Source organism: Cupriavidus necator (genome assembly GCF_013141915.1).
Taxonomy (GTDB): domain Bacteria; phylum Pseudomonadota; class Gammaproteobacteria; order Burkholderiales; family Burkholderiaceae; genus Cupriavidus; species Cupriavidus necator_B.
Genome location: NZ_SROX01000002.1, coordinates 347,957 through 360,457, shown reverse-complemented (window position 1 = coordinate 360,457; position 12,501 = coordinate 347,957). Strand labels below are relative to the sequence as shown.

The following is a 12,501-nucleotide window of genomic DNA, read 5'->3' as shown; positions in this document are numbered from 1 at the left end:
GACAACATGCGGCCGTGGAGAAACGCTAGCCCTTCAGCGCCGCCTCCACCGCCTTCGCCGCCAGCACCGGAATCAAATGCGCCCGGTATTCCGCCGACGCATGCAGGTCGGTGTTCAGCCTCGCCGCGTCCACCTTCACCGCGCGCGCTGCCTGAGCGGTGAAATTGGCCGCCAGCGCCTGCTCCAGCGGCTGGCAACGAAACACGCTGTCCGCCGCGCCCGTGACCGCCACGCGCACGGCATTGCCGGTACGCGCCACCATCACCCCCACCAGCGCGAAGCGCGAGGCGGGATTGCGGAACTTGACGTAGGCGGCCTGGTCCACGATCGGGAAGCGCACCGCGGTGATCAGCTCGTCGGGTTCTAGCGCGGTTTCATAGAGGGCCTTGAAAAAGTCATCCGCCGCGATGCTGCGCCGGTCGGTGACCACGGTCGCGCCCAGTCCCAGCACGCCCGCCGGATAATCCGCGGCCGGATCATCATTGGCCAGCGCGCCGCCGAGGGTGCCCATCGCCCGCACCTGCCGGTCGCCGATGCCGCCGGCCAGCACCGCCAGCGCCGGAATGCGCTGGCGCACCTCGGCGTTGACCTCGACGTCGGCATGGCGCGCGGCGGCGCCGATGACCACCTCATTGCCTTCGACGCGAATTGCGGCCATGCCGGGGATCCTGGCCACGTCGACCAGCATGGACGGCGAGGCCAGTCGCAGCTTCATCGCCGCCAGCAGGCTCTGGCCGCCGCCGAGGAACTTGGCGTCGGGATCGGCCTTGAGCTTGGCCACCGCCGCCTGGGCATCCGCGGCGCGTTCAAAGTTGAATGCGTACATGTCGGTTTCCTTTGCGATGCGGTTGGATCACGGCTGGGGCTGCGCGGCCCGGATCGCCTGCCACACGCGATGCGGCGTGGCGGGCATCTGCACATCCTTCACGCCGAGCGGCGACAGGGCATCGACCAGCGCGTTGATAAAGGCCGGCGGCGAGCCGATCGCGCCGGCCTCGCCGCAGCCTTTCACGCCCAGCGGGTTGTGCGTGCAGGGCGTGCCGCTGGCGGTCTCGACGGTGAAGTCGGGCAGGTCGGCGGCGCGCGGCATGGCGTAGTCCATGTACGAGCCGGTCAGCAGCTGGCCGCTGTCGTTGTCGTAGACGCACTGCTCCAGCATGGCCTGGCCCAGACCCTGGCCGATGCCGCCGTGCACCTGGCCTTCGACGATCATCGGGTTGATGATGTTGCCGAAGTCGTCCACCGCGGTGAACTTGACCACCTGCGACGCGCCGGTGTCGGGGTCGACCTCCACCTCGCACACATAGGCGCCGGACGGGTAGGTGAAGTTGGTCGGGTCGTAGAACGCGTTTTCGTTCAGGCCCGGCTCGAGCTTGTCGAGCGGATAGTTGTGCGGCACATAGGCGCTCAGCGCGACCTCGCCAAAGGTCTTGGTGCGATCGGTGCCGGCCACGCGGAACACGCCGTCGCTGAACTCGATGTCGGCGTCCGACGCCTCCAGCAAGTGCGCGGCAATTTTCTTGGCCTTGGCCTCGATCTTGTCGAGCGCCTTGACGATGGCGGAGCCGCCCACCGCCAGCGAGCGCGAGCCGTAGGTGCCCATGCCGAACGGCACGCGCCCGGTGTCGCCGTGCACGATCTCGACCTGGTCGAGCTGCAGCCCGAGGCGGTCGGCCACCACCTGCGCGAAGGTGGTCTCGTGCCCCTGGCCGTGGCTGTGCGAGCCGGTAAAGACCGTTACCGTGCCGGTGGGATGCACGCGGATCTCGCCGACCTCGAACAGGCCGGCGCGCGCGCCGAGCGCGCCGGCGATGTTCGAAGGCGCCAGCCCGCAGGCCTCGATGTAGCAGGAATAGCCGAGCCCGCGCAGCTTGCCACGCTGCTTCGCTTCATCGCGCCGGGCCGGGAAGCCCTTGACGTCGGCCAGCTCCTGCGCGCGCGCCAGGCAGGGCTCGTAGTCGCCGGTGTCGTACGTCAGGCCCACCGGAGTGGCGTACGGGAACTGGCGGATGAAGTTCTTGCGGCGCAGTTCGGCCGGGTCGATCTTCATCTCGCGCGCCGCGGTTTCGACCAGGCGCTCGACCACGAAGGTGGCCTCGGGGCGGCCCGCGCCGCGATACGCATCGACCGGCGCGGTATTGGTGAAGACCGCCTGCACCTCGGCGTAGATCGCCGGCGTGGCGTACTGGCCGGCGAGCAGGGTGGCATACAGGATGGTCGGCACGCTGCTGGCGAAGGTCGACAGGTAGGCGCCCATGTTGGCCACGGTATGCACCCGCAGCGCCAGGAACTTGCCGTCGGCGTCGAGTGCCAGCTCGGCCCGGGTCACGTGGTCGCGGCCGTGCGCATCGGTCAGGAAGGACTCGGACCGGTCCGCCGTCCACTTGACCGGCCGGCCGATTTTCTTCGAGGCCCAGGTCAGCGCCACGTCTTCCGGATACAGGAAGATCTTGGAGCCGAAACCGCCGCCCACGTCGGGCGCGATGATGCGCAGCCGCGATTCGGGCAGGCCCAGCACGAACGCGCCCATCAGCAGGCGCTCGACATGCGGGTTCTGGCTGGCCACGTAGACGGTGTAGCTGTCGTCCTGGCGCGCATAGCTGGCGTTGACCGCGCGCGGCTCAATCGCGTTGGGAATCAGCCGGTTGTTGACGATCTCCAGCGTGGTTACGTGCGCGGCTTTGGCAAAGGCGGCTTCGGTGGCGGCCTTGTCGCCGTGGCCCCAGGTATAGCAGGTGTTGGCCGGCACCTCGTCATGCACCAGCGTCGACGCCGATGCGGCATCGGCGGCGCCGACCACTGCCGGCAGCTCTTCGTAGTCGACCTCGATCTGCTCGGCGGCGTCGCGCGCCTGCTGCAGGGTCTCGGCGATCACCAGCGCCACCTGGTCGCCGACGTGGCGCACCTTGTCGTGGGCGATCACCGGGTGCGGCGGCTCCTTCATCGGCGTGCCGTCGATGCTGTGGATCAGCCAGCCGCAGGGCAGGCCGCCGACCTTGTCGGCGGCAAGGTCTGCGCCGGTCAGCACGGCGATCACGCCGGGCGCGGCCAGCGCCGCGCTCTTGTCGATCGCGCGGATGCGTGCGTGCGCGTGCGGCGAGCGCAGGAAATACGCGTAGCTCTGCTGCGGTAGCACGATGTCGTCGGTGTACTGGCCGTTGCCGGTCAGGTAGCGGTAGTCTTCCTTGCGCTTGACCGGCGCGCCGACCAGGCGTTGATTCTCGGGTGCGTTCATGGCCGGTCTCCGTTATTCCGCGCTGGCCGCGGTGCCCTGCATGGCCGCCTGGCCCTGCTGCACCGCGCGCACGATGTTGTGGTAGCCGGTGCAGCGGCACAGGTTGCCGTCCAGGTGCGCGCGGATGGTGGCGGCATCGGCGTCCGGATGTTCCTGCACCAGCGCCGTCGCGCTCATCACCATGCCGGGCGTGCAGAAGCCGCATTGCAGGCCATGGCATTCGCGGAAGGCTTCCTGCATCGGATGCAGGCCATTGCCGGCCTGGCCCGCCAGCCCTTCAATGGTGGTCACGGTGGCGCCGTCCGCTTGCAGCGCCAGCAAGTTGCACGACTTGACCGCCCGCCCATCCAGGTGGACCGTGCACGCGCCGCATTGTGCGGTATCGCAGCCGACGTGGGTGCCGGTCAGGCGCAGCTGTTCGCGCAGGAACTGGACCAGGAGGGTGTTGGGTTCTACCTGCGCGTCAACGGGCTTGCCGTTGACCGTCAGGCGGATCGGAATCGCCATGCTTGTCTCCATGTGGGGTGGACGCGCATGACCAATTCCAGAACCCCGAAAGCCACTGCGCGGGACTGGCCACGACGCGGTACTGCCGCTTGGTACTGCCGCTTGGAACGGCTATAGGACGGCTAATTCGTGATATTGGTGCTGCCGCTGCAACTGCTGAGGGTGCGCCGGCGCACGCTGCGGCCGGCGCGTTGGCACGGCCGGCGAACGATTGGCCGCGACAGGCTCTAACAGTTAATCACAAATCCAGCACAGGTGCCATGTGGTTTGCCCGCGCCCCGTCCGGGGCACGGCCAGCTAGAATGAGCCGCGCCACCGGCCCTGTCCCCATACATGGAAGCCTTCTTCGACTGGCTGTTTGAAACCGTTGCCTTGCCCAAGGTAGGGCTGCCCGCGATCTTCCTGGTCAGCCTGGTGTCGGCGACCTTGCTGCCGCTCGGGTCCGAGCCGGCCGTGTTCGGCTACGTCAAGCTCAATCCGCAGATGTTCTGGGCGGCGATCCTGGTGGCGACCGCCGGCAACACCGTCGGCGGCGCGATCGACTGGTGGCTGGGCTACGCGGCCAAGCTGGCGCTGGTGCGCTACCACAAGCGGCGCCGCGCGCGCGAGCACGAGGCCGAGCACCTGCAGCACCGCGCCCACGCGCGCAAGCCGCCCAAGCCCAAGCTGGATGCGCGCTACTTCCGCTGGATGCGGCGGCTCGGCCCGCCCACGCTGCTGCTGTCGTGGCTGCCCGGCGTTGGTGATCCGTTGTGCACATTGGCAGGCTGGCTGCGGCTGTCGTTCTGGCCCAGCCTGGCCTGGATGGCGGTCGGCAAGTTCCTGCGCTATCTGGCCATGACCGCCAGCCTGCTGTGGATACCGGACAGTTTTTGGCAGAACATTGCGCATACGGTGAAGGCCTGGTTCTGATCACCGTGCCGCCGGCGCCATTGCAGGGGCCCATCCGGCCCGCCGCTCAGGCTCTAATCCCTTGTTCCCACAAGGATTCCGCCATGCTGCGGTGCGGCGAAACCAGGGGTTGCAGTACAATCGCCCTTTACTGAACGATTCGCGCACAGTCCCCGTGCGCAGCAGGAAGCGGTCCCCCAATGAACGCCCCACTCGTGCTCGACGCCAAGCTCGCCGCGCAGGACGCCCCGCCGCGCCTGCGTGAAATTCCCTATAACTACACGTCCTTCTCGGACCGCGAGATTGTCATCCGCCTGCTGGGCGAGGAAGCCTGGCGCATCCTGGACGAGCTGCGCAGCGAGCGCCGCACCGGCCGCTCCGCGCGCATGCTGTACGAGGTGCTGGGCGATATCTGGGTGGTGCGCCGCAACCCCTACCTGCAGGACGACCTGCTGGAAAATCCCAAGCGCCGCCAGATGCTGGTCAGCGCACTGCACCACCGCCTCTCCGAGATCGAAAAGCGCCGCGCCGCCGACCGTGCCGAGCACGCTGAGCCCGCCGCCGAGGACCGCTCGCACCGCGTGGAGCAGCTGGTCGCCTTCGCCAAGCAGGCGATCGAGGACTTCAAGAACGAATTTGCCGCCGCCTATGACCTGCGCAAGCGCGCGCAGCGCGTGCTGGGCCGCGTCACGCAGAAAGACAACATCAAGTTCGACGGCCTGTCGCGCGTGTCGCACGTGACCGATGCCACCGACTGGCGCGTCGAGTACCCGTTCGTCGTCCTGACCCCGGATTCCGAGGAAGAGATCGCCGGCCTGGTCAAGGGCTGCTTCGAGCTGGGCCTGACCATCATCCCGCGCGGAGGCGGCACCGGCTATACCGGCGGCGCCGTGCCGCTGACGCCGATGAGCGCGGTGATCAATACCGAGAAGCTCGAGCAGCTCGGCCCGGTTGAGCAGACCGACCTGCCTGGCGTGTCGCATAAGGTCGCGACCATTTTCTCCGGCGCCGGCGTGGTGACGCGCCGCGTGGCCGATGCGGCAGACAAGGCTGGCCTGGTGTTCGCGGTCGACCCGACTTCCATCGACGCCTCATGCATCGGCGGCAACGTTGCCATGAACGCCGGTGGCAAGAAGGCCGTGCTGTGGGGCACCGCGCTGGACAACCTGGCGTGGTGGCGCATGGTGGACCCGGAAGGCAACTGGCTGGAAATCACCCGGCTGGACCACAACCTGGGCAAGATCCACGACGTGCCGGTGGCCACCTTCGAGCTGAAGTGGTCGGACGGCAACCGCGCCCCGGGCGAGAAGGTGCTGCGCACCGAAACGCTCGCCATCGAAGGCCGCAAGTTCCGCAAGGAAGGCCTGGGCAAGGACGTCACCGACAAGTTCCTGGCGGGCCTGCCGGGCGTGCAGAAGGAGGGCTGCGACGGCATCATCACCAGCGCGCGCTGGATCCTGCATCGCATGCCGAAGTACATCCGCACCGTGTGCCTGGAGTTCTTTGGCCAGGCGCGCGACGCGATCCCCAGCATCGTCGAGATCAAGGACTACCTCGACGCCGAGACGAAGAAGCCGGGCGGCGCCATCCTTGCCGGCCTGGAGCACCTGGACGAGCGCTACCTGCGTGCGGTCGGCTACGCCACCAAGAGCAAGCGCAACGCGTTCCCGAAGATGGTGCTGATCGGCGATATCGTCGGCGACGACGAAGATGCCGTGGCGCGCGCCACCTCGGAAGTGATCCGCATGGCCAACGGCAAGAGCGGCGAGGGCTTTATCGCCGTCAGCCCCGAGGCACGCAAGAAGTTCTGGCTCGACCGCTCGCGCACCGCCGCCATCGCCAAGCACACCAACGCCTTCAAGATCAATGAAGACGTGGTGATCCCGCTGAACCGCATGGGCGAGTACACCGACGGCATCGAGCGCATCAATATCGAACTGTCGATCAAGAGCAAGCTCAAGCTGGTCGATACGCTCGAAGCGTTCTTCGCGCGCGGCAACCTGCCGCTGGGACGCAGCGACGACGCCAACGAGATCCCCAGCGCAGAGCTGCTCGAAGACCGGGTGCAGCACGCGCTCACGCTGCTGCGCGAAGTCCGCGCACGCTGGCGCTACCTGCAGGACCACCTGGACCTGCCCCTGGTGCAGGCCAAGGCCTCGCTGATCGGGCACGGGCTGGGATTGCTGAGGCAGGAGTTCGAGGCGCGGCTGCAGCAGCAGCCGGACGCCAGCGTGTTCCACCTGCTGCAGGACCGCACCATCCGCGTGTCGTGGAAGACCGAGATCCGCGCCGAACTGCGCAAGATCTTCAACGGCGGCGAGTTCAAGCCGATCCTGGACGAAGCCCAGAAGATCCACAAGCAGGTGCTGCGCGGCCGTGTCTTCGTGGCGCTGCACATGCACGCCGGCGACGGCAACGTGCACACCAATATCCCGGTCAACTCCGACGACTATGACATGCTGCAGGACGCGCACCGCGCGGTGGCCCGCATCATGGACCTGGCGCGTTCGCTGGATGGGGTCATCTCGGGCGAGCACGGCATCGGCATCACCAAGCTGGAGTTCCTGACCGAGGAAGAGATTGGCGACTTCCGCGCGTACAAGCAGAAGGTCGACCCGCAGGGCCGCTTCAACAAGGGCAAGCTGCTGCCCGGCGCCGACCTGCGCAATGCCTACACGCCATCGTTCGGCCTGATGGGGCATGAGTCGATCATCATGCAGCAGAGCGACATCGGCGCGATTGCCGAGAGCGTCAAGGACTGCCTGCGCTGCGGCAAGTGCAAGCCGGTGTGCGCCACGCACGTGCCACGCGCCAACCTGCTGTACAGCCCGCGCAACAAGATCCTGGCAACGTCGCTGCTGGTCGAGGCCTTCCTGTATGAAGAGCAGACCCGCCGCGGCATCTCGGTCAAGCATTGGGACGAGTTCTCGGACGTGGCCGACCACTGCACCGTATGCCACAAGTGCGTGACGCCGTGCCCGGTCAAGATCGATTTCGGCGACGTGTCGATGAACATGCGCAACCTGCTGCGCAAGATGGGGCAGAAGAAGTTCAACCCCGGCACCGCGGCGTCGATGTTCTTCCTCAACGCCACCAGCCCCGAGACCATCAACCTGACCCGCAAGGTCATGATCGACTGGGGCTACAAGGCGCAGCGCCTGGGCAACGACGTGCTGAAGAAGATCGCGAAGAAGCAGACCGCGCATCCGCCCGCCACGGTCGGCAAGCCACCGGTGCGCGAGCAGGTGATCCACTTCATCAACAAGAAGATGCCGGGCAACCTGCCCAAGAAGACCGCGCGCGCGCTGCTCGACATCGAAGACAACGAGATCGTGCCGATCATCCGCGACCCCAAGGCGACCACGCCGGAGACGGAAGCGGTGTTCTACTTCCCGGGCTGCGGCTCGGAGCGGCTGTTTTCGCAGGTGGGGTTGGCCACGCAGGCGATGCTGTGGCACGTCGGGGTGCAGACCGTGCTGCCGCCGGGCTATCTTTGCTGCGGCTATCCGCAGCGCGGCAACGGCCAGTACGACAAGGCCGAGAAGATCGTCACCGACAACCGCGTGCTGTTCCACCGCGTCGCCAACACGCTGAACTACCTCGACATCAAGACGGTGGTGGTCAGCTGCGGCACCTGCTACGACCAGCTCGCGGGCTATGAATTCGACAAGATCTTCCCGGGCTGCCGCATCATCGACATCCACGAATACCTGCTCGAGAAGGGCGTGAAGCTGGAGGGCGTGACCGGTACGCGCTACATGTACCACGACCCCTGCCATACGCCGATCAAGACCATGGACCCGACCAAGCTGGTCAACGACCTGATGGGCGGCAATACCGGCGTCGGCAAGATCGAGAAGAACGAGCGCTGCTGCGGCGAATCGGGCACGCTGGCGGTGACGCGTCCTGACATTTCGACGCAGGTACGCTTCCGCAAGGAAGAGGAAATGACCAAGGGCGCCGACAAGTTGCGCGCCGACGGCTTTACCGGCGACGTCAAGATCCTGACCAGTTGCCCGTCTTGCCTGCAGGGGCTGTCGCGCTACAAGGAAGATGCGTCGGTGCAGGCCGACTACATCGTGATCGAGATGGCCAAGCACCTGCTGGGCGAGAACTGGATGCCCGAGTATGTCGCCCGGGCCAACGCTGGCGGTATCGAGCGCGTGCTGGTCTGAGTATGGCCGGCGTCCGGGCTACTGATAGCTCATGGTGAAGGTCGCATTGGCGAGCGCCGACCCTGGCGTCAGCGGACCGGTGCGTATGTAGCGCGCCGCCAGCGGGATCGTTACGGTGGTGGCGCCGGCAATGGTACCGACGTTAAACTGGTTCAGGTTGCCGGCAGTGGCCGAGTCGGGGCCGAAGCTCACCGGTGTGCCGTTGTAGAGAATCTGGTAGGCGACTCCGCCGGCGCCCGACCCTTGCCCGAGCGACAGGTTGCTGCCGGCGTTGCCAGGCTGGGTGGCGTCGGTGATGGTCATGGTGATTGCAGTCGCCCCGGAGCAACTGAGCGAGATATTGAAGCCGGTTCGTCCGGCGGTCGCCCCGGCGGCCGGCAAGGCGGCAGCGCTGACCGTCGGCATGTTCACCACCACCGACGTATTCTGTACGGCGCAGGCTGGCGCAACGATGTTGGTGTTGCCCGCCACCGTAAGCTGGTTCACGATCAGCGAGCCATAGCTGGCCTGGGCCAGCAGGGCCGGCAGGGTGATGGTGCCCGGCATCACCGGACCCGTCACGACGAATTGCAGCCGGTAGCGTCCCATCGGGCCGTAGGGCGTCGTGGAGGGGTTGGCGACGGCCTGTGAAGTCTGCGGCCAGACCAGCGCCGTGCTGTCGACATCGGGGGAGCCCGAAAGCCAGTTGGCCCAGCCGGTCTTGATGCCGATGCCGTTTACCGGCGTCCGGTACACATTGCCGTACCCGGGCACGGCGACCATGGGGCTCGTATAGCCCCAGTTCTGCATGACGGTGCCCGTGCAGAGAATGCTGGTGGGACCTGCGGTGACCCAGCCGGAATCGTAAAGAATGGTGCCCGCTGCGGTGTTGCGGGGCACGCTGAGTTGTACCGGCAATGAAATGGTTGCGATGCCGCGCGCATTGCCGCTGACGAAGCTGCAATCGGCGGCTGCCGGTACGGACAGCAACAGGGCCGCCAGCGCCAATGTGCACGACACGATGGCCCTGCGTAAGAGCGGGTGGTGGCGGTGAGGCATGGCCTTCCTTGACCTTGGCGAGGGAGAAAGAACCAGTATTCCAGCCCGAAGAAGGTAATAGAATCAGGCGTTACTTAAAACGCCCGATCACGGCGCGTGAGTGCCGCCGCTTTCTCCAACGACCACGGGCCACGCCATAACCATGGAAAGATTCGCTTCATGAGCCGCTCCCCCAACTGCCCCCTGTGCGAAACCGATGGCGGTGAACTGGTCTGGATGGGCGACCGCGCCCGCCTGATCCTGGTCGAGCATGACCGTTTCCCCGGCTTCTGCCGCATCGTCTGGAACGACCACGTGGCCGAGCTGAGCGACCTCGACGAGACTGACCAGGCCTGGCTGATGCGGCTGGTCGCGCGCGTCGAACGCGTGGTGCGCGAGGTGATGACGCCCGACAAGGTCAACCTGGCGGCGTTCGGCAACATGGTGCCGCACCTGCACTGGCATATCATTCCGCGCTACCGCTGGGACACGCATTTCCCCGAGGCGATCTGGGCCGCGCCGCAGCGCGCGGCCGACGCCGTGCGCGTGCAGGAACTGGCCAGCCGGCTGCCGGCGCTGCGCACGGCGCTGGCGCTGGTCGAAGCGAGCGACGCCTGAGGCCGCCAGCGTCAAGCCGCGCGGGCGGAACCCGCGCAGGGCCGTGACCGTCTGAATGCTGTTGCCGCCGTGGCCCGCCACGGTATCCAGAACAAAAAGCCCGGCCGGCTGCGCAGCCGGGCCAAGCGCTGCCGCTATGTCCTCCACTCCAACTTCCGTTACCGTACCGGGCCCCGCCGTACCGGCCAGGGCCCTGAAGATCCAGAGCCGCCTGCGCATGAGCGCCACCTGGGCGCTGATCAAGCCCTACTGGAAATCCGAAGACCGCGTCGCCGGGCTCGGGCTGCTGGCACTGGTGGTGGTGCTCAACCTGGGCATCGTCTATATCAACGTGCTGCTCAACGAATGGAACCGCGTGTTCTACAACGCGCTGGAGCAGCGCGACTATGCCTCGTTCAAGGTGCTGCTGCTGCGTTTCTCGTGGATCGCCGCGTTCTTTATCGTCGCGGCGATCTCGCGGCAGTACTACACCATGATGCTGCAGATGCGCTGGCGTACCTGGATGACCGGCCGCTTCATGGGGCACTGGCTGGGACACCAGGCCTACTACCGCATCGAGCAGACCCATGCCACCGACAACCCCGACCAGCGTATCGCCGACGACCTGCGCCTGTTCACCGACGGCGCGCTGTCGCTGTCGCTGGGCCTGCTCAACTCGGTGGTGACGCTGCTGTCGTTCGTCGGCATCCTGTGGACCGTGTCCGGCCCGATCAGCTTTGCGCTGGGTGGTACTGAATGGACCATCCCGGGCTACATGGTGTGGTTCGCGGCAGGCTATGCGGTGATCGGCTCGCTGGTGGCGCACGTGGTCGGCCGCCCGCTGATCGGCCTGAACTTCCAGCAGGAGCAATACGAAGCCGACTTCCGTTTCACGCTGGTGCGCCTGCGCGAGAACAGCGAACCGGTGGCGCTGTACCGCGGCGAGCCGACCGAACAGGCCGGCCTGCGTGCACGCTTCGACCGCATCCGCGCCAACTGGAACCAGCTGATGCGCTATACGCGGCGCCTGACCTTCGTCAGTTCCGGCTATGCGCAGTTCGCCATCATCTTCCCGATCCTGGTGGCGGCGCCGCGCTACTTTGCCGGCAAGATGACGCTGGGCGGGCTGATGCAGACCAGTTCGGCCTTTGGGCAGGTGCAGGGCGCGCTGTCGTGGTTTGTCGACAGCTATGCCACGCTGGTGGGCTGGAAGGCGGCGGCCAACCGCCTGATCGACTTCCAGGAAGCGATCCGCGTGGCCGAGCGCCAGGAAGCATCGCATGACGGCAGCCGCGACATCGAGGTGGCCTACCATGGCCGGCCGCAGGAGGGTATCGCCATCGACGGCCTGGCACTGGCGTTGCCGGTGCGCGCCGCGCGCGGCGCGGCGGTGGGCCAGCGGCCGCTGGTGGCGCCGTTCTCGCTGGCGGTGGCGCCGGGCGAACGCTGGCTGGTCAGTGGCCCGTCGGGCTGCGGCAAGAGCGTGCTGTTCCGCGCGCTGGCCGGGATCTGGCCGTATGGCAGCGGCACCGTGACCATGCCGGAAGACAAGCGCCGGCTGTTCCTGCCGCAGCGCAGCTACCTGCCGATCGGCACGCTCGCCGATGCCCTGGCCTACCCGGATGCCGGTACCGAGCACAGCAAGGAAGTCCTGCAGGCGGCGCTGCGCCAGACCCGCCTGGCGGCGCTGGCGGACCAGCTCGACGTGTTCGACAACTGGTCGCTGCGGCTGTCGCCGGGCGAGCAGCAGCGCCTGGCCTTTGCGCGCGCGCTGCTGCAGAAGCCGGACTACCTGTTCCTCGACGAAGCCACCAGCGCGCTGGACGAAGATACCGAGCGCGCCATGTACCAGCTGATGGTGCAGCAGTTGCCGCAAGCCGCCATCGTCAGCATTGCGCACCGCAGCACCGTAGCCGCGTTCCACCAGCGCCGGCTGCGCTACCTGCCGCAGGACGAGGCGGCGGCCCGGGCTGCGCAAGCCGGCGAGCCTGGGGTAAGCTATCGGGTCGTATGCGAAGCGTGACGCGGGGCTGCCGCGGCAGCCAGCGCCGCATTGCGCGGCAATCACCCTCACGAGCG

Annotated in this window: 8 protein-coding genes; 4 read left to right on the top strand and 4 right to left on the bottom strand. The window is 67.0% G+C overall.

Going from position 1 to position 12,501, the window contains the following annotated elements; genetic code table 11:
• Nucleotides 1-25: 25 nt before the first annotated feature.
• From E5S69_RS06625 to E5S69_RS06615, 3 genes are read right to left on the bottom strand one after another with little or no spacing between them, the layout of a single operon-like run.
• On the bottom strand, nt 26-826 hold the full coding sequence (locus tag E5S69_RS06625; RefSeq protein ID WP_171514218.1) for an FAD binding domain-containing protein: 801 nt from the start codon (nt 824-826) through the stop codon (nt 26-28).
• Nucleotides 827-853: 27 nt separating this feature from the next.
• Nucleotides 854-3,235, bottom strand: coding sequence for a xanthine dehydrogenase family protein molybdopterin-binding subunit (locus E5S69_RS06620; protein WP_171514217.1), 2,382 nt, complete (start codon nt 3,233-3,235; stop codon nt 854-856).
• A 12-nt stretch (nt 3,236-3,247) separates the two neighbouring features.
• On the bottom strand, nt 3,248-3,742 hold the full coding sequence (locus E5S69_RS06615; RefSeq protein WP_171514216.1) for a (2Fe-2S)-binding protein: 495 nt from the start codon (nt 3,740-3,742) through the stop codon (nt 3,248-3,250).
• Between the two features lie 333 nt (nt 3,743-4,075).
• On the opposite strand from E5S69_RS06615, the gene E5S69_RS06610 reads away from it, so the two are divergent.
• On the top strand, nt 4,076-4,654 hold the full coding sequence (locus E5S69_RS06610; RefSeq protein ID WP_171514215.1) for a YqaA family protein: 579 nt from the start codon (nt 4,076-4,078) through the stop codon (nt 4,652-4,654).
• A gap of 179 nt (nt 4,655-4,833) precedes the next feature.
• Nucleotides 4,834-8,808: a DUF3683 domain-containing protein gene (locus E5S69_RS06605; RefSeq protein ID WP_171514214.1), complete on the top strand. Its 3,975-nt coding sequence runs from the start codon at nt 4,834-4,836 to the stop codon at nt 8,806-8,808.
• Nucleotides 8,809-8,826: 18 nt separating this feature from the next.
• On the opposite strand, the gene E5S69_RS06600 is transcribed toward E5S69_RS06605, so the two are convergent.
• Complete coding sequence (locus tag E5S69_RS06600) at nt 8,827-9,846, bottom strand: fimbrial protein (protein WP_171514213.1); 1,020 nt, start codon at nt 9,844-9,846, stop codon at nt 8,827-8,829.
• 159 nt (nt 9,847-10,005) lie between these two features.
• Between E5S69_RS06600 and E5S69_RS06595 the strand changes: the two genes are divergently transcribed.
• Both E5S69_RS06595 and E5S69_RS06590 read left to right on the top strand, forming a co-directional pair.
• Nucleotides 10,006-10,443 carry an HIT family protein gene (locus E5S69_RS06595; RefSeq protein ID WP_171514212.1) on the top strand — a complete coding sequence of 146 codons (438 nt, stop codon included), beginning with the start codon at nt 10,006-10,008 and terminating at the stop codon, nt 10,441-10,443.
• Between the two features lie 136 nt (nt 10,444-10,579).
• Nucleotides 10,580-12,445: an ABC transporter ATP-binding protein/permease gene (locus E5S69_RS06590; protein ID WP_171514211.1), complete on the top strand. Its 1,866-nt coding sequence runs from the start codon at nt 10,580-10,582 to the stop codon at nt 12,443-12,445.
• The last annotated feature ends 56 nt before the right edge of the window (nt 12,446-12,501 follow it).

What these genes read in the sequence shown, in the direction of transcription:
- E5S69_RS06625 (WP_171514218.1), bottom strand. Translation starts at nt 826, where the DNA reads ATGTACGCATTCAACTTTGAACGCGCCGCGGATGCCCAGGCGGCGGTG.
- E5S69_RS06620 (WP_171514217.1), bottom strand. Translation starts at nt 3,235, where the DNA reads ATGAACGCACCCGAGAATCAACGCCTGGTCGGCGCGCCGGTCAAGCGC.
- E5S69_RS06615 (WP_171514216.1), bottom strand. Translation starts at nt 3,742, where the DNA reads ATGGCGATTCCGATCCGCCTGACGGTCAACGGCAAGCCCGTTGACGCG.
- E5S69_RS06610 (WP_171514215.1), top strand. Translation starts at nt 4,076, where the DNA reads ATGGAAGCCTTCTTCGACTGGCTGTTTGAAACCGTTGCCTTGCCCAAG.
- E5S69_RS06605 (WP_171514214.1), top strand. Translation starts at nt 4,834, where the DNA reads ATGAACGCCCCACTCGTGCTCGACGCCAAGCTCGCCGCGCAGGACGCC.
- E5S69_RS06600 (WP_171514213.1), bottom strand. Translation starts at nt 9,846, where the DNA reads ATGCCTCACCGCCACCACCCGCTCTTACGCAGGGCCATCGTGTCGTGC.
- E5S69_RS06595 (WP_171514212.1), top strand. Translation starts at nt 10,006, where the DNA reads ATGAGCCGCTCCCCCAACTGCCCCCTGTGCGAAACCGATGGCGGTGAA.
- E5S69_RS06590 (WP_171514211.1), top strand. Translation starts at nt 10,580, where the DNA reads ATGTCCTCCACTCCAACTTCCGTTACCGTACCGGGCCCCGCCGTACCG.